Below are 25,857 nucleotides of genomic sequence, written 5' to 3' on the forward strand. Positions count from 1 at the left end.
TCTTCATTTCTCATCCTTTAATAGAGGTTTCCAATGGCAGCAATCAGACCAGACGAAATTAGCAACATTATTCGTCAGCAGATCGAAACTTACGATCAAGGCGTAAAAGTTCAGAATGTTGGAACTGTTCTACAAGTCGGCGATGGTATCGCTCGGATCTATGGCTTGGAAAAGTGCATGTCCGGCGAATTGGTGCAGTTTGAAGATGGTTCAGTCGGGATGGCGTTGAACCTAGAAGAAGATAACGTCGGTGCGGTATTGATGTCCGACGGTCGCAGCATTCAAGAAGGAAGTGCTGTAACTTCAACCGGTCGGATTGCTCAAATTCCCGTAGGCGAAGCAATGATCGGTCGCGTGGTCGATTCTTTGGCACGTCCAATCGATGGTAAAGGCGATATTGCGACGACTGAAACCCGCCTCATCGAATCGATGGCTCCAGGGATTATTGCCCGGAAGTCGGTTTGTGAGCCGATGCAAACCGGAATTACTGCGATCGACTCAATGATTCCCATCGGTCGGGGTCAGCGTGAGTTGATTATTGGTGACCGTCAAACTGGAAAGACCTCCGTTGCGGTTGATACGATTCTGAACCAAGCAGGCGAAGGCGTAATCTGCGTTTACGTTGCGATCGGACAAAAAGCTTCGACGGTGGCGAACATTGTCCAAGTGCTGCAAGATCGTGGCGCGATGGAATACACGATCGTCGTTGCAGCAAACGCAAACGATCCGGCAACTCTTCAATACTTCGCACCTTACACGGGTGCAGCTTTGGCTGAGTACTTCATGTACAAAGGTCAAGCAACCCTAGTCATCTATGATGACTTGTCTAAGCAAGCTCAGGCTTATCGCCAAATGTCGCTGTTGCTGCGTCGTCCGCCGGGTCGTGAAGCTTATCCTGGAGACGTATTCTACGTTCACTCTCGCTTGCTGGAGCGTGCTGCAAAACTCAGCGATGAGTTGGGTGGCGGTAGTATGACAGCATTGCCGATCATCGAAACCCAAGCGGGTGACGTATCTGCATACATTCCGACCAACGTAATTTCGATTACCGATGGTCAAATCTTCTTGTCGTCTGACTTGTTTAACTCAGGTCTGCGCCCGGCAGTGAACGCGGGTATTTCGGTATCCCGTGTAGGTTCTGCGGCACAAACCAAGGCGATGAAGAAAGTTGCAGGGAAAGTGAAACTTGAGCTTGCCCAGTTCGCTGAATTGGAAGCGTTTGCACAGTTCGCATCTGACTTGGATAAGTCTACTCAGAACCAACTCGCTCGCGGTGTGCGTTTGCGTGAGATTCTGAAGCAGCCTCAGTATTCGCCGCTTTCGGTTGCTGAGCAAGTTGCTGTGATCTACTCCGGCATTAATGGTTACTTGGATGACATCCCTGTGGATAAGATCACCACTTTTGTAACCAACTTGCGTGACTATCTGAAGACTGGCAAGCCGAAGTATCTTGAAATCGTTCAGACCTCGAAAGTGTTGAGCGACGAAGCGGAAGTGCTGTTGAAAGAAGCGATTAGCGAGACGAAGCAAACCTTGATGGCTGCTGCCTAAGACTGATTTGGATGTCGGATGGGGTGAGAAGCTGAGAGTTGGCTCGATCTCGTAAATCCTGAAGGAATACCCGGCTGTCGTTGTCCCCCTGAATTCAGGGGGACAATACAAATGGCGAATTTGGTTCTTCTCAGGGAGATTGAGGGGGAGCTAGTACAGATAGGCTTTTTCAGATCATTCAGCACCAAAAAGCTAAACTCTAAAATCGTTTCAAATCATGGCAAACCTAAAATTTATTCGCGATCGCATTCAGTCGGTCAAGAACACGAAAAAAATTACAGAAGCAATGCGGCTTGTGGCAGCAGCGAAAGTGCGTCGAGCACAAGAGCAAGTCACGGCGACTCGCCCTTTTGCCGATCGCTTAGCGCAAGTGCTTTACGGCTTGCAAGCTCGATTGAAGTTTGAAGAAGCTGACTTACCGCTGTTGAGAAAGCGGGATGTGGGTACTGTTGGTTTATTAGTCATTTCGGGCGATCGCGGATTGTGCGGTGGCTACAACGCTAACGTTATCCGTCGGGCTGAAATTCGTGCGAAGGAACTGAAAGCCGAAGGCATTGACTACAAAATGGTCATTGTCGGTCGTAAAGCAACTCAATATTTCCAACGTCGGGATTATCCGATCGTGGAAAGCTATGCTGGACTCGAACAGATTCCGACCGCAGCAGAAGCAGCTCAGATCGCCGATGTGGTCTTATCTCAGTTCTTGTCGGAAAGTGTCGATCGTGTTGAGCTAATCTACACGAAATTCGTTTCTTTGATTGCGTCTCGTCCGGTTGTTCAAACGCTGTTACCGCTTGATCCGCAAGGATTGGAAGTTGCAGATGACGAGATCTTCCGCTTGACGACTCGTGGCGGTCAGTTCCAAGTCGAACGTGAGAGAGTGTCCGCTCCTGAAGTTCAGTCTTTCCCACAAGACATGATCTTCGAGCAAGATCCAGTACAAATTCTCGACGCATTGCTGCCGTTGTATCTGAATAACCAATTGCTGCGGGCGCTGCAAGAAGCGGCGGCTAGTGAGTTGGCTGCTCGGATGACGGCGATGAATAACGCGAGTGATAACGCGAAGAATTTGATTGGTTCGTTGACCTTGTCTTATAACAAGGCACGTCAAGCAGCAATTACTCAAGAACTGCTTGAAGTCGTTGCGGGTGCAGATGCACTGAACTAGAACTGTTTTGAATACTTTGAGAGCGTCTAGGAAAACCTAGACGCTTTTTATGTTCGTGCTAACATACAGCACCCTTTGATCGCTTCGCTACGCAGGGGCAGGTTTGTAATATTTCAGTCCTCTCAAAAAAGTTGAACTTACAACATTGCTAATGTGTTTCGCCAATGAGCATGAATGCTGCCCAATTTAAGGGAGCAGGATATTGCTTCATGGTCGTCAACATTGCTTGGCGTAAGGCTTGAGCTTTATTCGGTTGTTGCTGCAAATTTCGATAAAACTCCGTCATGAGTAATGCAGTTGCTTCATCGGGGACTGCCCAGAGCGAAACGACAACACTTGGGACTTGGGCAGCAATCAAGGCACGAGATAATCCAACGACTCCATCTCCAGTGATTCTGCCTCGTCCGGTGTTGCATGCACTGAGAACAACGAGTTCAGCATTCAGCTTGAGATCGAAAATTTCATTCGCAGTTAGCAATCCGTTTTCTTCTAACGAAGGTTTTCCGGTGGCAATCGTATCTGGCGCAAGCGCGATCGCACCCGGTACTCCCAATCCAGCAAAATCACCCATCAAGCCATGAGTCGCAAGATGAATCAAACGGGCGCGATTCATTCGTTGCAAGACGTTCGATTTTGTTGCAGCTTCGCCAACTAATGCCGAAGACTTGAGCATTTGAGAGATCGCTTTTGCTTCTTGCTCTGATCCGGGTAAAGGCGGTAGTTGTTCAGGGGGTTCTCCTACCTCAGTTACAACTTTTGGCATGACCGGATTGCCAATAATCAGAGCGTCGCTTGGTTGTTTCTCTGTTTGTTTCTGACTGATGGTTTCTAGTTTTTTTCTCAATTGATCCGTTAGATCGAGAACTTGAATCGAAGGTGAGATCGAAATAGTGTGCTGCTCAATCAAGAATTTGCCTTTTGCATCTTGCAAGGCAGTAAACGGCACGAGTAGGAGCGATCGATGCGGCACAAAGACAACTTGGGCATTCGGATCTTGGGGAAGCAGATCTGAGATCGGTTGAATCAAGAGTTCATGCAGCCGTCGTAAGGGATGTGCAGCATCTTGAGTAGCTTGACTGTCCTCATTTAGCGTTGCTCGACCTAGCGAAACGATATCAGAGAGTTCTTCAGGAGCACAAGGCTGAGCATCCTGACACTGCCAAAGCGGTTTGAGATCAACGCGACGTAAAGTGACAGTTCCGGTCGGTTGAATCACCCAGATCAATAGCTCTGACTCGCGTGTTTCTAGTTTGCCATTCACGTTGAACTGTGCAGGAATGATCGAGTATTCAACTAGAGTCGCGCGGCGCTTTTGAGCAATTTGTTTGATTTGCGCGATCGTCAAAGAGGCAAGTGGAGATCGCGGCGTTTCTTTTCGGGAAGAAAGTCCAGAAAGACGGCGATCAAGGAGTTCGGCAAAGGCGCGGGCGCGTCCTCGTTCAGAAATTTCTAGAGCCGCTTCGGGTTGATTTTGAGCGACGAGAACACTTTGGAGATTGCTATAGGGTGAATTTTGAGTTTCAAAGATAGAGACTTTGAAGCTATCATTGTTGCCGAGTCGCGATCGCAGTGATTCCCAAGTCTCGATCGCCGCTTGAAGATTTTTCGCGGCAGCGTCTAAGTTCCCAGATTGAAACCGAACTGCGGCAGCATTGATCCTGGCAATTCCTTCCTCTCGTCGATTGCTCCGGGAAGCAGCGTAACGAAGATATTGTCCGTAGAACTCTAATGCTTTATCAGAGTTGCCCATTTGTGCGTAGATCAGCCCTTGATTGCCGCGAATTCGATAGATCAGATCGGCATCGCGCAGTTTGTTCCAAGCAATGTTCCAGGCTTGCTCATATTGAGCGATCGCTTCTTGATAATTTCCCTGAAAATAAGCAATTCCGCCTAAATTTCCCAGGGCTTCTGCTTCTCCTCGTAGGTCTTGAAGCTGGCGGGTAAGGGTGAGGCGTTTCTGCTGATATTCAGTTGATTTGGCATAGTTGCGTTGTGATTGGTAAATCACGCCTAAATTTCCCAACGCCAGTGATTCTATCGATTGATTTTTGATGTTCTGCGCTAAGGTTAGCGCTTGTTCTTGATACTGAATTGCTTTGGCACGTTCTCCGAGTGCTTGATAGACCATGCCCAGATCGCTGAATGTTTTAGCTTCGCTGACTTGATCCTTGAATTTTCGAGATAAGGTAAGACGTTTTTGGTGAAGCTCGATCGCTTTTACATATAAGTCTGTTCCAAAATAGGCGTTCGCTAGATTGCCGAAGGCTTGGAGTTTTTTACGATCTTGAGTAGCAGTTAAATACTGGGCTAAATAATCTACAGCCTCAGCATAGTAATTCCCAGACTGTACATGCGCGAGTCCTAAATTACCTAGTAATGTTGTTTCTAAGGTTGAATCTAGGTTGCGGGCAATGTTTAAGGCTTGCTGATAGTAGTCGATCGCTTTGTCATATTCACCCTGAAGATGATGTGATAATCCCAAAGCAGCTAATGTTTTTGCGACTAGCTTCGGGTCTTGCGATCGACGAGCGATGTCTAAATCAGCTTCAGAAACAGAAATATCTGGCAATCCCTCAATGGGAAAGTAAGCAATTCCAGTTTTGCTCGTTTCTCCTTCCCATTGCAAGCGCTGGAGGGGTTGATAAAGTGTGAGAGGCTGCGCGCTCGTCTGTGTAATTTGTTTGGATTGAGCGATTTTTTCAGATTGGCGCTCTGCACTGATTGCTGCGAACTGTTGACAAGATAAAGGTTGCCAGATGAAGAGAAGCGTAAAACAGATCGAGAAGCTAATTTTCTTGAGTAACATTGTTACCTCTCAGGATGGGTTTATGTCGATCGCATGACTAAAGACGAATCACCCTGCAATTGCAGCAATCTTGGCATCGTTCAATGTTCTATCGGCTGCTTTTTTTGCGCTCCTGTTCCGTAATCTTTGCAAATCCTCCTTGATCGAGCAGTGATAAGAGTTTGTCAGGAGCCGTTCGATCTTTGGGATTTGCCGCAATCGCTTTCGAGAACATTGTGACTGCGTCGTACCACAGACCTTGGGCCGCGTAGATTTGACCGCGATTCTGATCGGATTTCGCGATCGCTAATTGCTGTTTTACCTCTGGAGTCGGTGCAACTCGTCGGATCAATGTCATCTTCAAAGCATCCTTTGTGCCATCTTCACAAACGATAGCGATCGACCAGCGATAAACTTTTTCAGGGACTAGCTCAGGCGCAGTTTTCGGTAATTCAAATGGAACAATCCCAGGCTTATCTACTTGTACTGTGGTCATAAACACAGGCTTTTGGACTCCTGACTCCATGAGCTTAAGTTCCACAGTTTGGCGGCTGGATAGATACCAGAATAAGGTTGGACGGGATGAAATAGTTTCCCCGATGTGGTTGGTTGGTGCGAGGGGAGTAAAAGAAGCTGTTTTGCGCTGACCACAAAGGCGTAATGCGTCTTCTCGCGTTCCCGTGCCTTCACTACTTCTGAAACCCGAACGTTTAGGGGGCTTGTATTGAGCATTTGCGGGGGCAGGCTGCAATGAATTGAGAGGACTAGGTAAGGGGAACTCTAGCGGCAATAAACTTTGTAGGGCAGCGAAAGAAAGTGTTCCAATTCCAAGCAAGAATATCGGGTTAGCTCGTTTGAGTTTAGAGAAATCAGAAGCCATCGTCTTATGAATCAATAGAGGGTGATGATCTAGCTCGGTTGTAAGGGTGGGAAAATTTTGGAGCAATTCTCTCCTGTCGAACAGATGCTAAACTCTTCCACGCTCACTCTTCGAGGGTTCCCATAAAACTTGATAAACGTTCGTCGGTTGCTCCCGCCCTTTTAGTTGAACTGTCCCAACGGCTTGCACTGGAAATTGACCTTCAACCAGCGTAAAGGTCTCTTCACTGATTAAAATTCGGCAGAGTCCACCCTCGATCGATTTATCAAAACTTTCGAGTCGCGCTGCTACGTTAACACTATCGCCGATCGCGGTATAGTCCATGCGCTGCTGACCACCTAAGCTGCCTGTAACGACTGTGCCTGTCGAGATACCTACTCGCATTTGAATCGTGGGATGTCCTTGCTGTGCCCAGCGTTGATTCAGTGCAGCTAGTGCAGCGGACATTTCGATCGCGCATTGCACAGCACTGTACGCATCGTGAGCAATATCTTTACTAGTTTTACGAGCGATCGGCACACCAAAGACTGCCATAATCGCATCTCCAATAAATTTATCGACCACTGCCCCATGCTTCAACACCACTTCCGTCATCGCTTCCATGTATTCATTGAGCCAGATCATCAGCGTTTCAGGGTCGAACCGTTCGGCAATCGTGCTGAAGTTTTTAATATCGGTAAATAGTACCGTTGCAGTGAGTTTTTGTCCCCGCAGGCGACCTTGGGAAAGCAGTTGATCGCGATCGCGCCAAATCGTCTCAGCAATCGTTGGAGTCACATATCGCCCAAAGAGATTCATCACAGTTTGGCGATCGCGACGCTCTGAATGAGCAATGTGAACCGTGACGACCATTGCAGACGTGAGTAGCGCTAAGGCGGGTGGGACAACCGGAATCCACCAGGAAAACACGAATGCTGCAAAGCTTCCTAGTCCTAGCCCTCCGACTGCAACAACTGTGCCTGCCACTGCCCAACGTGGCGATCGCACCATCCAGCCTAAGCCTGTTCCCACACCCGACCACAGCAGAATCCAAACTGCCTCCATTGCATCTGTCCAAACTTGGAAGCCCGATCGTCCGTCGATCGCAGCACTGATAATTTGACTCGCTAAATTTGCCTGTACCTCAACTCCCGCCATTCTCTCTGGAGTCGTGATCGAGTCGCCGCTATAGGGAGTGTAAAAGACATCTTTAAGACTTCGAGCTGTCACTCCGATCAAAACAATTTTGCCTCGGAAGGGCTGTCCTTGCGAATCACGCATGAGATCAGCAGGCAGTCGGTCTTGAAGCACGTCCATCAGTGAGACCGTGCGGAACTTGCCAGAAGCGCCTCGATAGTTCAGCAAGATTTGATAGCCGCCTGCATCCGCCGAGACATAGCTCCCATCGCTTGGCTCAAAAATAGGAAAGATCCCATGCCCAAGCTGGAGATACTGTGAATTGGTTTTCGCTGGTTGAGATGTAATTCCTTGAGCTTCTAAATAGAGCATTGCAAGGCGTAATCCCAAACTTTCTAAAGATTCTTCTCCATTGGGACTTGTCCAATACAGTAGACCTCGGCGCAGTTTCCCATCGCCATCAAGGACTACATCGTTTGAAGCAGTTTGATTGCGCTGTTTCAGAATGGGGGGAGGTGCAACCTCGACTTCTGTACTTCCGCCTCGTTTTTCAATGCCTATCAGGTTAGGGGTTGTCTGGAATACTTTAGCTAGCTCTGAATGTCCTGGCTCTACTGGCAGATCCCGATAGATATCTAAACCGATCGCTCGCGGCTGTTGCTGCTTAATTTTCGTCAACAGTTTGGCAAAGGTAGCATCATCAAACGGATAACGTTTAAGTTGCCGGATATCATTTTCGTTTACGCCTACAATAATGACGCGATCGTCAGTTGCTTCTTGGGGACGCAGCCGAACATATTGATCAAATGCCATCCATTCTAAAGATTGTAATGCCCCAGCAACCCGCAGAAGCACGATTAATCCTGCTACGCTAGGAATTGTGATCCAAAGCACATGAAATTTTCGGATGATTTTAGCAAGTGGTAGAGGCATAAGGGAGCCAGAAGAAGATGATCACCATTCTGATAATTCTTCCCCAGCAAAGCTTATTCTTCCGGAAAATAAAGTCACTTTAAATACAAGCAATACTGTTGATATTACTTAGGTACAGGTGTGGAGTGATTGTGGAAACTGTGGCAGTCGGCTTTGATCGGATCGCTCTACTACGGTTACTACAAATAGGTTATCCAAGAAGAGCTACGGAACTATAACGGCAAAAGCTGGTCAGGTGCGCTGTGTTTACTACCGTTTGTACTGGGTATATCATTACCGCCACTGTTAGCAACTTATGATCCTGATGTTCCTGAATCGTTTCGATGGTTCTCCATTCTTGGAATCATTTGGATTTACATTGTGCAGTTCCGACTCGATCGCGATTCAATCTCATTGTTGAACTCCGCCAGATTCATTTACTGAGCCAATATTGGGCGCAGCAACAAGGTGAAACAGTCAAAGATCTGATCGCTGTGAAGGTTAAGATTGAGGAGTGAGGAGATAGAGAGACAAGCAAAAAGAATGCTTGCTCCCTATCTCCCCATCACAACTAAATCGCCTGAATCCACTCCTTCACGTCATACTCCGTCCAGATCTGATTCTGCCAATACGGATCAGACTCGATCAGATTCCGAACGATCGCTTCATTCTCCGCTTCATAGATGCCAAACACTTTCGTTACATCTTTCGTCGGTCCGATCGTCACTAAAATCCCATCTTCTTTTTGCTTTGCTAACCCATCTAAATGAGCCTGACGATAGGGCGTTCTTTTCTCTAGAACATCGTCACAGTAGCTTCCCCAAACAACATATTTCGGCACAATTTCACCTCTAGCTTCTCAACTCAACCCGGAACTTCTCAACCAGTGCTTCGCGCACTTTTTGATGCACCGGGTCTACATCTTCATCTTTCAACGTGCGATCGTCAGCCCGATAGACTAATCGGAACGCTAAACTGCGCTGACCTTCTGGAACGCGATCGCCCTTGTATTCATCAAACAGTTCCACCGATTCTAGTAACTTCCCGCCTGCTTTGACGATCGTGCGTTCCAAATCGCTCACGCCTACCTCACGCGACGCATAGAAAGCAATATCGCGATCGGAAGCAGGATAAGTAGAGAACGGCTTGAAAACCGGAACCATCGCTTCATCTGTTTCCAAATGGCGAATGATCACTTCGAGATCCAATTGGAAAACATAAACTTCATCCGGTAAGCCGCGCTCTTGACGCAGTTGAGGATGTAACTGTCCAAACGTTCCTAAGCGATCGCCTCTAACCCACAGCGAAGCCGTTCGTCCCGGATGCAAGCGCGGATCGCGTCGATCAGGCTGAAATTCTACAGGTAACCCGACTCGATCGAAGACACTTTCTAAAATGCCTTTCGCCTCAAACCAGGTCATCGGCTGATCTTTGCCGCCCCGAACCCACTTACCTTGGCTCGGATCTCCACCCAAGATACCAGCGATCGCTTCAGCTTCAATCAGATCTTCTTCCTGAGTAAAGACATGCCCAATCTCAAAGCCATTCAAAGCTCCATTGCCTTGCTCAAGGTTGTACTGGAATGCCTCAATTAAGCCATTGATTAGATCAGTTCTCAGCGCAGAATACTCGGTAAATAAAGGATTCGCGAGAACGATTTGCCGTTCTTCTCCAGGTTTGCCGAGTGAATAATGAATCAATTCGGTCAGCCCCATACCTCGGAAGGCTTCGCGAACTTTGCGAGAAATCAATTGCTCGATCGACAAATATCCCGGCTCAGTTTTCGCAGGCAATGTATCTGAGAAATTGTTATAGCCATACAGCCGCGCAATTTCTTCAATCAGATCAATTTCACGTTCCAAATCTCGATAGCGATAAGGCGGAACCGTAACATTCCAAGTTTCTGAACCCGTTGATTTCAACTCACAGCCTAGTGCTGTCAGAGTGTGTTCCACATCCTTCGCTTGCAATTCCCCAACATCGTCACCGAGTTCAACCATGCCGAGCACTTCTCGAACTCGTTCAAGTCGTAGCGAGATCGATCTCGTCAACGAACCTTGTCGGGTGTCAACCGTTTCTTGAGCCGTAATCGTTCCACCTGCAAGTTCAAGGATCAGTTGAACTGCTCGACGAGCCGCCGTTTCCAAACCTGCCCAATTCACACCCCGTTCGTAACGAGCAGAGGCTTCTGTTCTCAACCCTTGCGATCGCCCAGATTTACGAATTGCAGCAGAGTCAAAAATTGCAGCTTCGAGAAAAATATGCTGAGTGCTGTCACTCACTTCTGTTTCTTCACCACCAAACACGCCTGCCAACATCGTTGGCTTGTCATTGACGGTGATTAACAAAGCTTGCTCTTGCAGCGTGCGATCTTGACCATCGAGCGTTTTAACCGATTCGCCCGATCTCGCAAATCTCACGCCCATCTCGATTTGATCGGTTCCCGCCACTTTCACCAAACTATCGAAATCAAAAGCATGGAGCGGTTGTCCCCATTCCAGCATGATGTAGTTGGTGATATCGACAATATTATTAATCGATCGCACACCCGACGCGAGTAAGCGACGCTGCAACCACAACGGCGAAGGCGCAATTTTCACATTCTCGATCAGCGTGCCAATATACGCCGGACAAGCTTGAGCATCTGAAATTTTAATCGACACCGATTTGGTCTTCTGAGACTCAGGCACACTCGGTTCCGGCAAGCGCAACGTTGCACCGGTTAATGCCGCAACTTCTCGCGCAATACCCACCATGCTCAAAGCGTCTGCTCGATTCGCGGTCGAAGTCAGATCCAAAATCGCGTCATCCAATCCCAACAAGGGACGCACATCCATACCAGGCGTTAACGCTCCTGTCACAGTTTCATCAAAAATATGGATGCCTTCCGATTCTTTCGTCAAGCCTAACTCTGACAAAGAGCAAATCATGCCCTTCGATTCCACGCCTCTGAGTTTTGCAGGCTTAATCTTCAAATCGACATTCGGCAAGTATGTGCCTAACGTCGCCACTGCAACAAAAATATCAGCGCGCACATTTGCCGCACCGCAAACAATCTGAGACGGACTTTCAGCCCCAATATCCACTGTACAGAGACTTAAGCGATCGGCATTGGGATGTTGTTCGCGCGTCAGCACTTTTCCGACGACCACGCCATCTGCCCAAGTGCGCCGATCCTCAATGTCTTCCACCTCAAACCCCGCCATCGTCAGCTTTTCCGCCAACGCCTCTGGAGTCATTGAAATATCTACCAATTCCCGCAACCAGTTCAGAGAGATACGCATCCGTCGCCTTCAAAAATCACGCCAAGACAGACCTTATTCTATCGCTGTTGCGCCTCTCTCAGCGTTCCTGTTCCCTGCTCTCCCACTTCTGGGTAACCTCTCAATACAAGCTGCGTCTTGCAAACTCACACTTTGCTTCCCCCCAAAGCTTTGCCATTTTTTGGAATCCACCCTTACAGATTGCTGCCCTCATGAGCTACTGTTTGAACCCAGTCTGCCCAAGCCCAGAAAACCTCGCCAATACAGAGCGCTGTCAAGCCTGTGGCGCTAGTTTGCTGTTGCGCGATCGCTATCGCGTTCTGCACGCATTAGGACAAGGTGGATTTGGTGCAACGTTTCTGGCAAAAGATGAATCTCTGCCGGGTCAACCTTACTGTGTGATTAAACAGCTCCGTCCGACCACAACTGCACCTCATGTGATGCAGATGGCGCGAGACTTGTTTGAACGGGAAGCCCAAACCTTGGGACGCATCGGCAATCATCCCCAAATTCCCCGCTTACTCGATTATTTCGAGGCAAATCAAGAATTTTATCTGGTTCAGGAATATATCAGCGGTTCCACCCTTCAGCAGGAAATCAAACGCTCAGGAGCTTTTAGCGAAGCAGGGGTCAAGCAGTTTCTCAGCGAGATTCTGCCGATTATGCAGTATGTTCACAGTCATCAAGTGATTCACCGAGATCTTAAACCTGCAAACTTGATTCGGCGATCGCAAGACTGCAAACTTGTGCTGATTGACTTTGGAGCCGTCAAAAACCAAGTGAACTCTGTATCTGCCGCGAGTTTATCGGATCAGACTGCACTCACCGCTTATGCGATCGGGACTCCCGGATTTGCGCCACCCGAACAAATGGCAATGCGTCCGGTTTATGCAAGCGATCTCTATGCATTGGGTGTGACTTGCATTTACTTATTGACCGCAAAATCTCCAAAAGATCTCGATTACGATCCTGCCACAGGTGAATTGTTGTGGCAAAAACAGGTGCATCTGAGTGAGCACTTTGCAGGCGTTTTGAAGAAAATGCTGGAAGTCTCCGTGCGGCATCGGTTTCAGTCAGCCAATGAGATTTTACGCGCGTTGGATTTGGAGCCGTATCTCGACAGTTTGGCAAATAGTATGAATAGCGTTTCAACCCGATCAACGCTGACAAAACGTGACCCTGATTCTCAACCGAGTTCTCCGGCAGCACGGGCAGCCATGGCAATTCGGGCGCGCAATCAGCGATCGGAATCGACGAATTTACAGACCGGAGTGGCTCGGAATCGCGTGATGGCAGCTCGCCCAACGACTCGTGATTCAGGCGGACGAACCGGGAGCAATAGCAACACATCCGGCAACAAGACTCAGGCGGCTCCAAAACTTGATTCTGCAACTCTCGTGTCTCTGTACGGTAAGGGTAAACGAGATTTTGCGTCGCATGATCTGTCGCTACTCGCCATTCCGAAAATTAATTTGTCAGGCGCTGTGTTTCATCAATCGAATTTGAAACAGATTAATTTACAAGGCGCAAATTTATTCAATGCTGATTTTGGCAAGGCGAGTTTGCAGCGAGCCAACTTGCGCGATACTAACTTGGCACAAGCTTATTTGAGTAATGCCGATTTAGAAGGGGCAGATTTACGAGGTGCAAATCTTACGCAAGCGTATTTACTCAATGCGAATTTGCGGAATGCAAATTTGTGTGGCGCAAACCTCACAGGCGCAAAACTCACCGCAGAGCAGTTAGCGATGGCAAAGACTAACTGGCTCACCGTCCGCCCAAATGGCAAAAGAGGCATTTTGTAATGACAAAGACTCGCTATTATTAGAAAAACAATCGGTCGAGATATGTTGATAGCGGTTATTGTCTTAAATCTTGCGCTGGCTTTGTATGGGTTTTATCTCACCTGGCAAATGTGGCAGTTGCGGCAAGCTTTTTCTAGAGCCGCAGATGCACTGGTTGTCGCAGAACGGCAAACGCATCAAGTTTTGTATGGTGCACCGAGCGCGATCGAGCGTCAACAGCTCGGCGTACAAAGAATAAGACATACGTATCGCCAGCTTGAACCGAAAGTTCGGCAGGCACAGCAGGCATTTGCCCTGTTGGGAATGGGGATGGGAATGGGACGATCGCTATTCCTCACCCCTCTCCTAAACCAACGCGCGAAAAAATTTGCTACAAAATCAGCTAAAGGACGAATCAATCGCTAGATTGCGGTTCAGTCTGGCAGAATGAGGAAAGGTCTGGTGTTACAGAGTTGGTTTAGTGAGTCGCAAGGGGTAGAGCCAAGATATGTCTGACAATCGATCGGGATCATTTTTAGGCGGCATGATCATCGGAGCAGCAATGGGGACGATCGCAGGATTATTAATTGCACCCCGTCCAGGACGAGAAACTCGACAGTTGATCAAAAAGTCGGCAGATGCTCTGCCTGAACTTGCGGAAGATTTATCCACCAGTGTCCAACTTCAGGCAGATCGCTTTTCTGAGTCTGCGCTGCGAAACTGGGATGACACACTGGGACGATTAAAAGAAGCGATCGCCGCTGGATTGGAAGCAACCCAGCGTGAGCATCAAATTCTCAGTCGAGAGTCTGAATCGGGGAGCGATCCTAAACCTCCAGTTCGCGATCGTTTGCGCTAAGCGAGATGAGATGAAGTGTGACTGATCCTATTTTTTGGCTAGGCTTATCGATTTTACTCGTGGCGATCAGTTTGACCGCCCTCTTAACTGTGGCAATTCCTGCATTTAACGAGATGGGACGGGCAGCCCGCAGTGCCGAAAAATTATTCGAGACGTTGAATCGGGAGTTGCCACCGACGTTAGAGGCGCTCCGGATTACCGGAAATGAGGTGACTGATCTCACCGATGATGTGACTCAAGGCGTTCAGAGCGCCAGTCAAGTGGTGAAGCAGGTAGATGAGACTCTGACCGGTGTGAAGCAACAAGCACAGAAAGCCCAAACAACTGGGCGCAGTGTTTTTGCAGGCGTGAAAGCGGCATGGCGGACTCTGAACCAACCTCAGAATAAATCGCGGCGAGCGAATCGGATGGCGGCGAGTGGAGATCCGCGATCGCTACCCCACGAACAGAATGGAAATCATCATTTTGAGGAAGTGACTTCTGATCTGGAACTAAATTATGAGTGGGAAGATCAGGACGAATCGCAGACGAACAAGCCGTCTGAACCTTCGCGATCGCCAGTGCGCCACGACCCAGAATAAGCAAAATTATTGATCCTGTTCCAGCGAGATGAATCGCTGACAGCATTCCTATATTAGAATTAGTTAAACAAATGTAAACAAAAATGAGCGTCTATTCTAAATGCCTCATTTACGATTACTTTTAATGTTCTTTAGTGACCCATTCGTGAGATCGTGCTATGCCTAATCTTCGAGTCCGCCGTCTATTTCAAGGTTTGATGGCACTGATGGTCGTCATTTCTGTCTGGACGATCGCACCAGCGGCACAGGCATATGACAATCCTGATTTATTGCCGGATCATCCGACGAACGTGATTGACTTGGCAAATGAGTTTACGAAGACTCAGGAAGAAGCACTGTCTGCTGACTTGTCAAAGTTTGAAGCTGAGACGGGCTGGAAATTACGGGTTCTGACACAAAGCGATCGTACACCTGGAACCGCCGTCAAAGGCTTTTGGGGATTGGATAACAAAAGCGTTTTGTTAGTTGCCGATACACGAGGCGGAAATCTGCTGAATTTTAGTGTGGGTGATGATTTTTATCCGTTGCTGTCTCGGACGTTTTGGATCGAGTTACAAACTCGATTCGGGAATCAATTTTTCGTGCGAGATAACGGCGGGGATCAAGCCATCTTAGAAGCGTTGGAATCAGTCAAAGGATGTTTACGCCAGGGTGGATGTAAGGTTGTCCCTGGGTTGCCGCGTGAACAGTGGTTGTTAACCCTGATTACTTCAACGGTTGGAGGGTTAGTGTTTGGATTTGCAGCACAACCTCGTAAAGAAGGACAGGTCTTCGCTTGGCAGTGGGCGCTGATTTTCTCGCCGCTGTGGGGGATCTTATTTTTGGCGTTTGGAATTGGTCCGGTGATTACCCGCACGACTGATTGGTTGCCGCTGTTTCGGAATGTAGCAGGATTTGCGATCGGGGCTTTAGTGGCATTTTTAGCACCCACTTTGGGTCGATCGTCTACGTCTGAAACTTAAACCCTAGTAGGAAGATGGAGAGATGGGGAGACGAGGGAACTTCAAATGCTCCCCATCTCCCCATTTTGCTGATCATTTTGACTCGATTCGTGACGAGGTGGTGTGTCAATGCAATTTTTGGGATATTGTTTCCAAGAATTGAGCATGTCCGCTTAGACACAGCCGAGTTCAAGAGATTCAATCATGACAGCATCGAATTCTAATGGATGGGTGCAAACGGTTTCTGAATTGATCAAAACGTGGATTCAACCGATCTTTGAGATCGGGATCTACTTAAGAGTTCCGGTGACGATCGCGATCGTCGCGTCCTTAATTTTTACAAAAGTTGATCAGACTATAGAGGTCTATCGCGCGATCGCTTCGGATAGTAACAAATTTTATGAGGCATCCGTAACGGTCAGTTCTGTCTTATTGCTCACAATCTTCATTTGGTATGTCTCCCGTTTTCTAATTCTGGAGCAAGGGAGTAGATTTCAGAATGGCTTAGCAAATTGGACACCGAGGATTTTAGGGATAATTCCAATTCTTAGCTTAGTGCTCGGAATTCTCAAGGCTTGGAACGAATCGATTAATGATCAAGCTCGATCTTTTTTAATGATTTGGATGATTTCAAGCTTAAGCACTGGGATAACTATTTTCTTCCTACTTTGGAAACGCACAGACTTATTTCATCGATGCTTTTTGGGATCTAAGTCTCAAGGGGAAGGGCTGTTTGCTCCACAGGTTGAAATTGGGCTTGCGAATGTTGCGTACACGATCTTTAGTACATTTTCTTTGCCTTTGATTGCAGCAGCAGCAGATTCGAGAGCGGCTTTGGGAGTCATTATCGTTTTTGGTCTGTCTGTCCTGCTTAACCTCATTCTGTATTCTTGGCATTCCCATCTAGCAGCGAGGATCGTTTTGTGGTGGATTGCATCGATTTCCGCTTCTGCTATTTTCGTCGTTGCTCTGCCATCTACGGTGATTCCTAATGCGGTTGGAGCGGTGAGTGTGATTGCGATCGCATTGACTACGCTCGTTGTTGTGTTTTCAACTATCTATTATTGGGCATTTAGAAATAATGTTCCAGCTCTCACGATTTTACTAGGATTAGTTGCGATTTCAAGTCTGCTGAACCTGAATGACAATCATCGGTTTCGGCAAATTGCAACCTCTGATAATTCTCCATTGCCATCTTTAGAAGCAAGTTTTCAAACCTGGCTAGCGAGTCGTCCCGATCGCGATCAATATTCAGGAAAACCTTATCCAGTGTATATTGCATCAGCCCAAGGGGGCGGGATTTTTGCGGCGTATCATGCAGCGACTACTTTTGCACACTTGACTGAATCGATTCCAAGCTTTCCTCAGCATCTTTTTACGATTAGTAGCGTTTCTGGTGGGAGTTTGGGATCAGCAGCGTATGCGAGCTTACTCAAGACCGGAGAGGAGCAAAATCTTAGTGAAAAAGCTAGCCAGCTTTTTGAGCAAGAGTTACTTTCTCCGTTACTGACACTGGGCTTTTTTCCAGATCTGATTCAGAGATTTATTCCCTTTCCAATCTATGACTGGGACAGAGCGACTGGGTTAGAACTTGCCTTTGAAAATAGCTGGAATCAGCTTGGTAATAATCGTGAAAATCCTTTGAAGCAGTCTTTTTACAAACATTGGCAACCTCAAGGAATTGCTCCTGCGCTGGTATTCAATTCAACCATCGTTGAGAACGGAAAACGTTTGGTGATAAGTCCTTTTGAGATTGTATTACCGACTCAAGAAAGGATTGCTCTAAACGAGAGTCAGTTAGATTTAAGGTTGAGTACGGCGGCTGTATTGAGTGCTAGGTTTCCTTTTGTAACTCCGGTGGGTTGGTTTCAACGCAAGAGTGATGGAAGTAAGTTGCGGCTTGCGGATGGTGGGTATTTTGATAATTCGGGGATTCCTACTGCTCTTGATATTGGTCGAGCTTTGCAGAAAGTAAAAGGGTATGGGAAAAGCTTTGAATTGATTTATTTAGCGATCGTAGATCAACCACAAGTTGATTCAGGAAAACCGCTCAAGTCGGCAGGAATGAATGAGATCTTGTCGCCGATTCGCGCTCTATTCAGTGCGCGTGAAGCTCGGAGTGCCAGCGCGATCGAACTATCTACCTATACCTTGAATGATGGAATTACTGACCCGTTTAAGCTAAGGTTCAGAACTCTAATGCTAGAAAAAGTAAACTTAGACCAACAGATCAGGCTTCCGCTCGGTTGGCAACTTTCTACTGCTTCAAAAGAGTTTATTTTCAATCAGACTCCTGCACCTAGCGAATGTAATGCAACACAGTTCAGGCAAATTTTGAGTAGTAATACTGCCAATATTGACGTAAAAAATCACAATAGCTGTGTTGCAAGATCGATCAAGAGTGATTTGAGCTAGCTGAAACACACCTTACTCAAAGCCTTTCTGAACTCGATTCAAAGCAGCAATTAAGCGATCGAGATGCGCTTTCTCGTGAGTTGCCATTATCGTCATCCGAATCCGGCTCGTCGGCACAGTCGGCGGTCGGATTGCAGGGGCGAAGATTCCTTCTGCTTGTAGAGATTTTGCAGCTTCTAGCGCAGTTTGCACATTCGGCAATTGCCAGCAGAGAATCGGAGACTCTGAAGGGAGAAGTGCGAAATTTGGAAGCTGTGATTTGAGATAAGCAACATTCTGCCAAAGGGTATTTCGGCGATCGCGTTCTTGTTGCACAATTTGAATCGCTGCTAATGCCGCCGCAGTGTCAGCCGGAGACAGCCCAGTTGTATAGATCCAACTGGGTGCGCGGTTTCTTAAGAAATCAATCAATTGCGCTGAGCCAGCAATGTAACCGCCTAGACTTCCTAATGCCTTGCTGAGCGTTCCCATCTGAACAATCGCACGTCCTGTACAGCCTAAATGTTCAACACATCCTGCACCTGTTGCACCCATCACACCCGTTGCATGAGCTTCGTCTACTAGCACCATGCACTCAAATTCATCTGCTAAGTCAAGAATCTCTGGAAGCGGGCAGAGATCGCCATCCATACTAAACACTGTGTCTGTAATGATCAAACAATGCTGAAAATGTTGGCGTTGTTGTTTTAGCTTAGTTCGTAAGTCTTGAATATCACAATGAGCATAGTCGAGCGTTGTTGCACCGCTAACAATCGCACCATTTCGTAAGCTCGAATGATTGTATTGATCAGACAGAATTAAGTCACGCTTTCCGACTAAAGCAGCGATTGCGCCTAAATTCGCTAAATAGCCTGAACTAAATACGATCGCATCTTCAGCTTGTTTGAGTTGCGCGATCGCAGTTTCTAACTCTCGATGTAAAGCCCGATGCCCAGTAAGCAAGCGCGATCCAGTACTGCCAGTTCCATAGTTCTGAATGGCTTGAATCGCGGCATTGATTAATCGATCGTCGGTCGCAAGTCCTAAATAATCATTGCTGGCGAAATTGAGAAATTGACGATCGCCTATTTGAATGACTGCACCGGGACGATCGATTGTTTTAGTGGATCGCTGCCAACCTGCACGCTCGATCGACTTTAAGGACTGCTCAAGCCAAGCATAAGGATCATTCTTCATCCGGTTGTTCTTTGATTTCAGCACTCTTGCCTCGAACGGGCGGCAATTTATCGACTAAACCCATTTCAAATGCTACATCGGGCAATTCTCCAGCCAGATAGCGACCGGGTTGAAAGACTTTGCCTGGGGTAAAACACATTTGACGCAATTGTACAGTTTCTGCTGGGAGAAACATTGTTCGAGATAGGCGACGTTCGATTCCCATGATTTCATCCTCTAAAGGCTAATGTCATGCTGCTGCATGTAGCTTAACAACCAGTTCGCCATTGTGGCACGACGAGTTTTTCGGGGCACCAGTTCATCGACTTTGTAGCCGCCAAATCCCAGTTGTTCTTTCAGAAGTTGCTTGTTTTCAGAGGGAATCGATCGGGTTAATTTCACGACTGCTGGACGGCTTTCGATAAAATTCGGCGGTTCAGGATAGGCTTCTAACCAATCTGGTGAAACCGTGGCATCGTCATAGCCTAGGTAATGACAGACTAAACCATTGGCAGTTTCATCATCGATTTCATCTTTGAGAATTGCCCAGATCGTATCGGAATTTAGGGGTGGGAGATTAGACATCATCTGTATCACGGATTGCGGCAAGACTATTCAGAGGGTAATTGTGCGGGTGATGTTGTTTCTTCAGATTGCACAATCTGTTGCATTCCCTCGGTCACATAAACTTCAACATCGCGCTGAATAATCGATTCGACTTGTTCACTGAAAATTGGTAAAGCTTGGCGATGATTTTCGTAAGTTCGATATGCGCCGCTAAGCTGAAAGAATTGCCAACCTTGGGTTTTGAGCAGTTCTGAAGCTCTGCGATAACTATACCAACGCTTGCCGTACTGATGAAATTCTTCTAAGGCAGTTCCGATCGCAATTGCTGAGCTAATCGCTACGGTAGCGACTTTGATCCCTCGCTCAAATATCTTATCTTCATTGAAGTTGAGTAATACGATGATCGGCAAAATTGCACTCAAGACAATCGTCCATTTTCTGCCGCTTTGATGTCGATCGCGCATCTTATTTGATTTGCCTTCCATCCAAAGCACTTGTTCGAGCCAGCGGAGCTTCAGATAGTCTTTGCCAGATTGCTCTAGATCGAGCCGCTCAATCATCCCTTCAAAATCAGATTGAAGCTTGTTGTTGTAGTCAACTTTGGGTTTATTCATTGAATTTGATCAACAAATTTGCGAATCGTCTCTAAGTGTTCAATTGTAAATTCAGCGTCGTTATGTTTTGCACCTGGAATAAATAATAATTGTTTCTCTGTCGGAGTTGCGTTATACAAAGCTTGACTCATCGCAGGTGGAACAAGCTCATCGGCATCGCCATGAATGAAAAAGGCAGGGATTTTCAGCGATCGTACTTTGTCGATCGAGTTAAATCGCTGAGTCAAAATGATCTCTAAGGGAAAGACGCGAAAATAAGGATTTCTTTCTGCCATATCCTGCATAGAAGTGAATGTGCTTTGGGTGACTAATGCTCTGGCTTCGGGATGTTTTGTGGCGAGATCAATGGCGACTGCACCGCCGATCGAGTATCCATAAATTGTGATTTGCTTGGGTGGAATATTGCGCGTCTGAGTTAAATAATTCCAAGCGGCTTCTGCATCGGCATACACTTGTGATTCTGAGGGAAATCCGCCTTCGCTTTTGCCGTAGCCGCGATAGCTAATCACAAGTACCGAGAATCCCAGTTGATGAATGCGATCCATTTGGTCAATGCCGCCTAATGTGCCGCCGTTGCCGTGAAAGTACAGCACGGTTCCTAAATTCGGTTTGCTGCCTTGTACCCACCAAGCATGAATTCGCTCCGGTTTTCCAAACCAGTTTTTCACAGGAATCCAAACTTCTTCGGCAGATAAGCCTAGCTCGGCAGGAGTTTGGTAAATGGTGCGAGTTGGAAAGAAGATGAATCGAGATTGAATCAGAAACAAGACGAAACAGACGATCGCATAAATTCGCAATGCGATCGCTAAAATCTTCCACAGTAGCTTTGGATGGAATTCCATTGACATCTAGCCTTGAGAGTTCACCGCTCAACGATTCTAGAGTTTATTTTTGCGATTGGTTGAATCTCGATCGTATTTCAAGTTTTGTTCCAGCGTGTCACTGAGAGCGATCGTAATTGTTCTAACCTTGAGAATTAGAGAACTGATCGAGCAGGACTTGAATGAGTTTTGGAGAGGCACGAAAATTTGTTTCTTGTAAGAGCCGTTCTAGAGTTTCTGATAAGGTAATCCAGTTGCGTTTTGCTGCTTCGCCCAGAATTCCTAACATTCCAGTAATGTTGATGCCCAGATTTTGAGCAGTTTGACGGGCATCAAGATCGTCCACAATTAGCAAATCAGCGTTTAAAGTCTGAGCAAGAAGAATTGCTGCTTGTTCCCCAGGATCGAGTCGCTGTAAGAGCGTGCGAACATTCGTTGGAGCGGAGCTAGCGCTGTTTGAAACAGAATGGATTTCTAGCCAATTTGGAGGAGCAGAAATCCAGTTTTGTAGTTCAAGTGGTGCACCTGGATTTTGCATTTCAGCTTGAACAACATCAGGAATAATAATGCGTTGATAGAGACGTGGCAGGAGGTCTAACTGATCGATGAGAAGCAGATAAAGAATTGGTGAGGTATCGGAGACAACAATCATTTATATGTCCTAGCTTTGTTCCCCAAGGACTTTCTGAAGTGTTTGTAAGTCTTGATTGAAGTCATCGATCGTGTAATGAAGATAGGCTTGATTTTGCTTGAGAAAGGCATCAACTTGAAATCGATCGAGTTTGAGGATGCGCCCGACCTCTGCATGGGTGAGGCGTTGATCTTTGTAAGCCTCTACAACAAGGGTTTCGAGAACTTGCTGAGGCAGAGCTTCTAAGTTTGGTTCGAGCTGTTGGATGTATTCGTCGGGAATGTCGATCGTGATTTGCATGGATCGAGTAGAGAAAGAGGATAGTTTGATTTTAACTTGCGGTTCTGTGTTGCCGAATCTCTTCGGCGACTTTGCGGATGCCTTGGGCGATCGTGATGGTTTTACTCTTTGCTATTCTTCGCCTGCCATTTGTAGCACTTGTTGATAAAACGCAGGGCTTATCCAGGTTCCCTGGTCGATTAATCCGTTTAGCAAGGGAGAGACTTCACTGATGATTCTTTGCTCTCTGGCAAGAAGCAGAATTCCAATCGTTCCAATGATTGGTAATCCTAAAGTTTGAGCAAGGTTGCGCCCTGCTCTTTCATCCATCAGCAATCGATCGGCTTGCAATTCTTCTGCGAGTGCAATTGCAGCACATTCACCTCGATCGAGTCCAGGAGTTTTTAGAAGTTGTTCAATTCTTTCGGTTTGCTGGAGGGGTCGTATTTCAATCCAAGTTGCATTTGGAATCAACAGCTTGGCGGGATGATTTCCGGTCGTGAGTTCTGCGTGAACCGTTGGTGGGATGAGAATTTTGGTAAAGAGGGAAGATAAAAAATCAAGGCGATCGATTTTGGCAAGTTCGCTGAGGGGTGTAGTGTTGGAAACAATGATCACGATTAGAGCAGATTGCGAGTTTCAGCAATTTCTTGAGCGAGTTCTTCTGGAGTTTGTTCTGGAAAGGGTGAGATTTTGTACTGTGCCATTAAATCCAAAATTTCTAAACGGCTGAGGTTGAGACTCTGCGCTGCGTAACCTGTGCTAATGCTGCCGTGGCGTAGGAGTTCCATAATGTAGGACTCACGCGCTTTAGACTCTGCTTGCTGACGAATGGCATCGTCTAATTGAATGTCTGGTGAGAGGTCGATCGTGATTTGCATGAATCGAGTAGAGAAAGAGGATAGTTTGATTTTAACTTGAGGTTTTCTTTTGCCGGATCTCTTCGGCAGCTTTGCGGATGCCTTTGACGATCGCTAAAAATGCTTCATCTTGATTGTTCCAAGTTGTGACGGCTTTTGCTCCTGCTCCGTGAGCAATGGGGAGGGCTTGGAGTTTGCCGAAGGGGGCGGATTCCCAGTCGCAGGGTTTGAGGATGATGGGGATGATGCGGGCTTCGCCTTTGGTGTGACGATCGAGGGCGCGAGTGAGTTCTGTGTCGTAGCAGTAGTCGGAAGCGAGAAAGTTGGCGCTGATGAGGAGCAGGATGATGTCGGCAGTGTTGAGGTTTTGGTCGATCGCGGTTGCCCATTCGGTTCCGGCGGTGATGTCACGATCGTGCCAAGCCGTGATAATTCCTTGGCGTTGAAGGAGTTTGAGATGTTTGTCGAGTTCGTCGCGGAGGGTTTCGTCTGCGTGGGCGTAGGAGTAGAAGAGAGTGAGCGGAGTATCTGAAGACGTGGATGATTGTTCTGGATTTGCAGCAGATGAGGTTTTACTTTCAGAAATTGAGGGATTGTTGTTTTCAATGTAGGTATCGACTCGCTCAAAGATTTGGACTTTCTGAGCATTGGGGAAGTTATATTTAGAGCTAGACATAGGGATTTAAGGTTTAGAGATATTTGTTGAGTAGGGTTTCGAGCAGTCGAGGTGAGATGCGGAAGTTTGTCTGTTGTAGGCGATCGAGAATGGTGGGGAAGTGAATCAAGCCTTGAGTTGCTGCTTCGTCTAGAAGCCCAATGATGCCAAGAATTTGCAATCCTCTTTGCAGCGCGATTTTTCTACCATAGCGTTCGTCGATGAGGAGTAGTCGGGCGTTGAGTTGCTCGGCGAGAGCGATCGCGGCTTGCTCTCCTGGATCTAGGCGATTGAGAGATGGATCGGGTGGCTGACTGAGAGCTTGACAGTTAGCCAGGGTGGAGGTTGATTGATCCATTGCTGAACGGCGATCGGGGAATTTGAAGTTTGTAGTTCCTGCTGTACAACTTCAGGAATGATGATTTGATCATAGAGTTGGGGGAGGAGTTCGACCTGCTCGATCAAAATCAAATAGCGCAGGGGTGAAGTGTCTGAGATAACGCTCATGATTGCGATTGTTCACGGCGGAATTGGGCGATCGTGGCGCGATCGTGTTCTAGATCGGTTTCGTCATAGTGCAGGTAGGCTTTTGCTTGGTGAAGGAAGGTATCGACATCGTAACGAGAGAGATTGAGGATTCGACCGACTTCGGCATGGGTAAGAAGTTCATCGCGGTAGGCTTGGGCGACGAGAGATTCAAGGGTGCGACGAGGAAGATCGGAAATGCTTTGAGTGAGATGTTGAGCGATTTCGTCGGGGATGTCGATCGTGATTTGCATGGTTTAGGCTCCTTCTGGGCTTTGTTGTGAGGAATTGAATTGTGTTTCAGCACAGGTGATGATTTCTTGCACTTCATCGGCTGTAATATCAGCTTGATCTGATTTGGAGTAGAGCGTTACGAGCAGGATTTGTGTATCTGTTTTGAGATAGTAGATGATGCGGTAGCCGCCGCTTTTACCTCTTTAAGCATTGCTATTTCTGACTCTGACTTTGAAGAGTGTGTAGTTCATGCCAGGGATTTGATCTCCAGGCAGTTCGCCAGCTTCTAGCTGATTAATGATAGGTTGAATGTCGATGCGAATCCGGCGATAGCGTTTTGCAAGTTGGCGCACTTCGCTTTCAAATCGAGCACTGCTCCGAACTTCGACGGGTGGATCAATCGACATCCATGTTTTCCCAAAGTTGAGAGACAGGTTTGGTTCTTCCGACAATCACATCTTGCCAGCCTTGATAGAGTCCTTCTCGAATTTCCTCGATCGAGGTGTCTTCGAGGTCTTCTTCGGGTTCAGCAATGAGAACAATCACGCGAACTCGACTATTTTGGGCGAGATTGAGCGGTTCATCGAGTGTGAGTTGTCCGGTTTCGGTGAGGGTTGCAGTGGTTTCGATCGCTTTCATGGTTGAGTTTCTCTAGGGTTGCGAGTGATGAAATCTATTTCTATGATGGCGGATCTTTGGGTGGGGTTTCGTAGTATCGATCGACGTTCTCGAAGATTTGAACTTTTTGAGCGTTGGGGAAGTGGTTGATTGTGGGAGAGGAGCGATCGTTATTTTGCGGAGTTTGTCGATCGTGCTTCTGTGCTTTTAGATAGTCTTGATAGATTTCGTAGTTGTAGTATTTACTGAGGTGGAACCAAAAAGCTGGACAGGTGAATAAGCTACCCCCCCTCAACCTCATGGTAAGAGTAGATTATGAGCCAAAACAAACGCAAACAACACAGTGCCCAATTCAAAGCCAAAGTCGCACTTGAAGCGATTAAAGGTGAAAAGACGATCGCGGAAATCGCGAGTCATTACAGCGTACATCCGACGATGATTCACAACTGGAAACGACAGCTTTTGGACGGTGCGAGCGAGTTGTTTGAACGCGGTGCGAAATCGAGTGCAGTGGAGCCAGAAACGAGCGCTCAAATTGACGAGTTATATCGGCAAATTGGCAAGTTGCAAGTGGAGCGAGATTTTTTAGCCAACAGGTCGGCACGATTGGGCTTGCCGACCGAAAAGCCCTGGTAGATTCAGA

At 47.2% G+C, this 25,857-nt stretch carries 31 protein-coding genes and 1 pseudogene; 10 read left to right on the plus strand and 22 right to left on the minus strand.

Annotated features, from left to right (window positions below; all coding sequences use genetic code 11):
* Positions 1-33: 33 nt before the first annotated feature.
* Complete coding sequence (gene atpA / locus J0L70_RS07345; protein WP_287453821.1) at positions 34-1,551, plus strand: F0F1 ATP synthase subunit alpha; 1,518 nt, start codon at positions 34-36, stop codon at positions 1,549-1,551.
* 217 nt (positions 1,552-1,768) lie between these two features.
* Positions 1,769-2,719, plus strand: a complete 951-nt coding sequence (locus J0L70_RS07350; protein WP_287453823.1) for a F0F1 ATP synthase subunit gamma — start codon at positions 1,769-1,771, stop codon at positions 2,717-2,719.
* A gap of 148 nt (positions 2,720-2,867) precedes the next feature.
* Here J0L70_RS07350 and J0L70_RS07355 read toward each other — a convergent pair whose 3' ends face one another.
* The 3 genes from J0L70_RS07355 to J0L70_RS07365 form a co-directional block, all read right to left on the minus strand.
* The gene (locus J0L70_RS07355; protein ID WP_287453824.1) at positions 2,868-5,525 is read right to left on the minus strand and encodes a CHAT domain-containing tetratricopeptide repeat protein; all 2,658 of its coding nucleotides are present in this window, start codon (positions 5,523-5,525) and stop codon (positions 2,868-2,870) included.
* A gap of 88 nt (positions 5,526-5,613) precedes the next feature.
* Positions 5,614-6,384: a DUF928 domain-containing protein gene (locus J0L70_RS07360; RefSeq protein ID WP_287453825.1), complete on the minus strand. Its 771-nt coding sequence runs from the start codon at positions 6,382-6,384 to the stop codon at positions 5,614-5,616.
* 87 nt (positions 6,385-6,471) lie between these two features.
* Positions 6,472-8,433, minus strand: a complete 1,962-nt coding sequence (locus J0L70_RS07365; RefSeq protein WP_287453827.1) for a CHASE2 domain-containing protein — start codon at positions 8,431-8,433, stop codon at positions 6,472-6,474.
* 323 nt (positions 8,434-8,756) lie between these two features.
* On the opposite strand from J0L70_RS07365, the gene J0L70_RS07370 reads away from it, so the two are divergent.
* Entirely contained in the window at positions 8,757-8,930 is a 174-nt protein-coding gene (locus J0L70_RS07370; protein ID WP_268181538.1) for a hypothetical protein, read from the plus strand.
* Positions 8,931-8,983: 53 nt separating this feature from the next.
* Here J0L70_RS07370 and J0L70_RS07375 read toward each other — a convergent pair whose 3' ends face one another.
* Both J0L70_RS07375 and pheT read right to left on the minus strand, forming a co-directional pair.
* Positions 8,984-9,253, minus strand: a complete 270-nt coding sequence (locus J0L70_RS07375; RefSeq protein WP_190652698.1) for a YciI family protein — start codon at positions 9,251-9,253, stop codon at positions 8,984-8,986.
* Positions 9,254-9,263: 10 nt separating this feature from the next.
* The gene (pheT, locus tag J0L70_RS07380) at positions 9,264-11,696 is read right to left on the minus strand and encodes a phenylalanine--tRNA ligase subunit beta (RefSeq protein ID WP_287453830.1); all 2,433 of its coding nucleotides are present in this window, start codon (positions 11,694-11,696) and stop codon (positions 9,264-9,266) included.
* 191 nt (positions 11,697-11,887) lie between these two features.
* On the opposite strand from pheT, the gene J0L70_RS07385 reads away from it, so the two are divergent.
* The 6 genes from J0L70_RS07385 (at position 11,888) to J0L70_RS07410 (ending at position 18,255) form a co-directional block, all read left to right on the plus strand.
* The gene (locus J0L70_RS07385; protein ID WP_017289653.1) at positions 11,888-13,480 is read left to right on the plus strand and encodes a serine/threonine-protein kinase; all 1,593 of its coding nucleotides are present in this window, start codon (positions 11,888-11,890) and stop codon (positions 13,478-13,480) included.
* A gap of 42 nt (positions 13,481-13,522) precedes the next feature.
* Positions 13,523-13,885: a hypothetical protein gene (locus tag J0L70_RS07390; protein ID WP_190652700.1), complete on the plus strand. Its 363-nt coding sequence runs from the start codon at positions 13,523-13,525 to the stop codon at positions 13,883-13,885.
* 82 nt (positions 13,886-13,967) lie between these two features.
* Entirely contained in the window at positions 13,968-14,318 is a 351-nt protein-coding gene (locus tag J0L70_RS07395) for a YtxH domain-containing protein (protein ID WP_017289655.1), read from the plus strand.
* A gap of 17 nt (positions 14,319-14,335) precedes the next feature.
* Positions 14,336-14,899 (plus strand): DUF948 domain-containing protein, encoded by a 564-nt coding sequence (locus J0L70_RS07400; protein WP_017289656.1) that lies wholly within the window; start codon positions 14,336-14,338, stop codon positions 14,897-14,899.
* Positions 14,900-15,057: 158 nt separating this feature from the next.
* On the plus strand, positions 15,058-15,861 hold the full coding sequence (locus tag J0L70_RS07405) for a TPM domain-containing protein (protein ID WP_190652702.1): 804 nt from the start codon (positions 15,058-15,060) through the stop codon (positions 15,859-15,861).
* A gap of 183 nt (positions 15,862-16,044) precedes the next feature.
* The gene (locus J0L70_RS07410; protein WP_287453833.1) at positions 16,045-18,255 is read left to right on the plus strand and encodes a patatin-like phospholipase family protein; all 2,211 of its coding nucleotides are present in this window, start codon (positions 16,045-16,047) and stop codon (positions 18,253-18,255) included.
* 12 nt (positions 18,256-18,267) lie between these two features.
* Here J0L70_RS07410 and bioF read toward each other — a convergent pair whose 3' ends face one another.
* The 17 genes and pseudogenes from bioF to J0L70_RS07495 all read right to left on the minus strand — a co-directional run bounded on the left by bioF (position 18,268) and on the right by J0L70_RS07495 (position 25,515).
* A complete protein-coding gene (gene bioF, locus J0L70_RS07415; RefSeq protein ID WP_287453834.1) occupies positions 18,268-19,431 on the minus strand; it encodes an 8-amino-7-oxononanoate synthase in 1,164 nt (387 codons plus the stop codon).
* On the minus strand, positions 19,421-19,636 hold the full coding sequence (locus tag J0L70_RS07420) for a hypothetical protein (protein WP_268181528.1): 216 nt from the start codon (positions 19,634-19,636) through the stop codon (positions 19,421-19,423). Before J0L70_RS07420 ends, bioF begins: the two co-directional genes overlap by 11 nt.
* An 11-nt stretch (positions 19,637-19,647) precedes the next feature.
* Positions 19,648-19,998 carry a DUF1823 family protein gene (locus J0L70_RS07425; RefSeq protein ID WP_353736622.1) on the minus strand — a complete coding sequence of 117 codons (351 nt, stop codon included), beginning with the start codon at positions 19,996-19,998 and terminating at the stop codon, positions 19,648-19,650.
* Positions 19,999-20,021: 23 nt separating this feature from the next.
* A complete protein-coding gene (locus tag J0L70_RS07430) occupies positions 20,022-20,591 on the minus strand; it encodes a DUF4231 domain-containing protein (RefSeq protein WP_017289663.1) in 570 nt (189 codons plus the stop codon).
* Positions 20,588-21,433 (minus strand): alpha/beta hydrolase, encoded by an 846-nt coding sequence (locus J0L70_RS07435; RefSeq protein WP_287453836.1) that lies wholly within the window; start codon positions 21,431-21,433, stop codon positions 20,588-20,590. The genes J0L70_RS07430 and J0L70_RS07435 overlap by 4 nt, the downstream gene beginning before the upstream one ends.
* A 121-nt stretch (positions 21,434-21,554) precedes the next feature.
* Positions 21,555-22,064, minus strand: a complete 510-nt coding sequence (locus J0L70_RS07440) for a PIN domain-containing protein (RefSeq protein ID WP_287453837.1) — start codon at positions 22,062-22,064, stop codon at positions 21,555-21,557.
* A 9-nt stretch (positions 22,065-22,073) separates the two neighbouring features.
* The gene (locus J0L70_RS07445; protein ID WP_287453838.1) at positions 22,074-22,343 is read right to left on the minus strand and encodes a UPF0175 family protein; all 270 of its coding nucleotides are present in this window, start codon (positions 22,341-22,343) and stop codon (positions 22,074-22,076) included.
* A gap of 111 nt (positions 22,344-22,454) precedes the next feature.
* Positions 22,455-22,940, minus strand: a complete 486-nt coding sequence (locus J0L70_RS07450) for a PIN domain-containing protein (protein WP_287453839.1) — start codon at positions 22,938-22,940, stop codon at positions 22,455-22,457.
* A 2-nt stretch (positions 22,941-22,942) separates the two neighbouring features.
* Positions 22,943-23,203, minus strand: a complete 261-nt coding sequence (locus J0L70_RS07455) for a UPF0175 family protein (protein WP_287453840.1) — start codon at positions 23,201-23,203, stop codon at positions 22,943-22,945.
* A 31-nt stretch (positions 23,204-23,234) separates the two neighbouring features.
* A complete protein-coding gene (locus J0L70_RS07460) occupies positions 23,235-23,858 on the minus strand; it encodes a toll/interleukin-1 receptor domain-containing protein (protein WP_287453841.1) in 624 nt (207 codons plus the stop codon).
* Positions 23,859-23,871: 13 nt separating this feature from the next.
* Complete coding sequence (locus J0L70_RS07465) at positions 23,872-24,195, minus strand: PIN domain-containing protein (protein ID WP_287453842.1); 324 nt, start codon at positions 24,193-24,195, stop codon at positions 23,872-23,874.
* Positions 24,120-24,344, minus strand: coding sequence for a PIN domain-containing protein (locus tag J0L70_RS07470; RefSeq protein ID WP_287453843.1), 225 nt, complete (start codon positions 24,342-24,344; stop codon positions 24,120-24,122). Before J0L70_RS07470 ends, J0L70_RS07465 begins: the two co-directional genes overlap by 76 nt.
* Positions 24,341-24,616: a UPF0175 family protein gene (locus J0L70_RS07475; RefSeq protein ID WP_287453844.1), complete on the minus strand. Its 276-nt coding sequence runs from the start codon at positions 24,614-24,616 to the stop codon at positions 24,341-24,343. Before J0L70_RS07475 ends, J0L70_RS07470 begins: the two co-directional genes overlap by 4 nt.
* 3 nt (positions 24,617-24,619) lie before the next feature.
* Positions 24,620-24,787, minus strand: a pseudogene (locus tag J0L70_RS07480) (type II toxin-antitoxin system RelE/ParE family toxin); the annotation flags it as partial.
* 12 nt (positions 24,788-24,799) lie between these two features.
* Positions 24,800-25,003, minus strand: coding sequence for a hypothetical protein (locus J0L70_RS07485; RefSeq protein ID WP_287453846.1), 204 nt, complete (start codon positions 25,001-25,003; stop codon positions 24,800-24,802).
* Positions 24,993-25,235, minus strand: coding sequence for a type II toxin-antitoxin system RelN family antitoxin (locus J0L70_RS07490; RefSeq protein WP_287453848.1), 243 nt, complete (start codon positions 25,233-25,235; stop codon positions 24,993-24,995). The genes J0L70_RS07485 and J0L70_RS07490 overlap by 11 nt, the downstream gene beginning before the upstream one ends.
* A 40-nt stretch (positions 25,236-25,275) precedes the next feature.
* A complete protein-coding gene (locus J0L70_RS07495; RefSeq protein WP_287453850.1) occupies positions 25,276-25,515 on the minus strand; it encodes a hypothetical protein in 240 nt (79 codons plus the stop codon).
* Positions 25,516-25,529: 14 nt separating this feature from the next.
* Here J0L70_RS07495 and J0L70_RS07500 point away from each other — a divergent pair, with 14 nt between their 5' ends.
* The gene (locus tag J0L70_RS07500; RefSeq protein ID WP_287453852.1) at positions 25,530-25,850 is read left to right on the plus strand and encodes a transposase; all 321 of its coding nucleotides are present in this window, start codon (positions 25,530-25,532) and stop codon (positions 25,848-25,850) included.
* Positions 25,851-25,857 lie beyond the last annotated feature (7 nt).

The sequence above is a fragment of the Leptolyngbya sp. UWPOB_LEPTO1 genome (assembly GCF_017302695.1).
Lineage (GTDB): Bacteria > Cyanobacteriota > Cyanobacteriia > Leptolyngbyales > Leptolyngbyaceae > Leptolyngbya > Leptolyngbya boryana.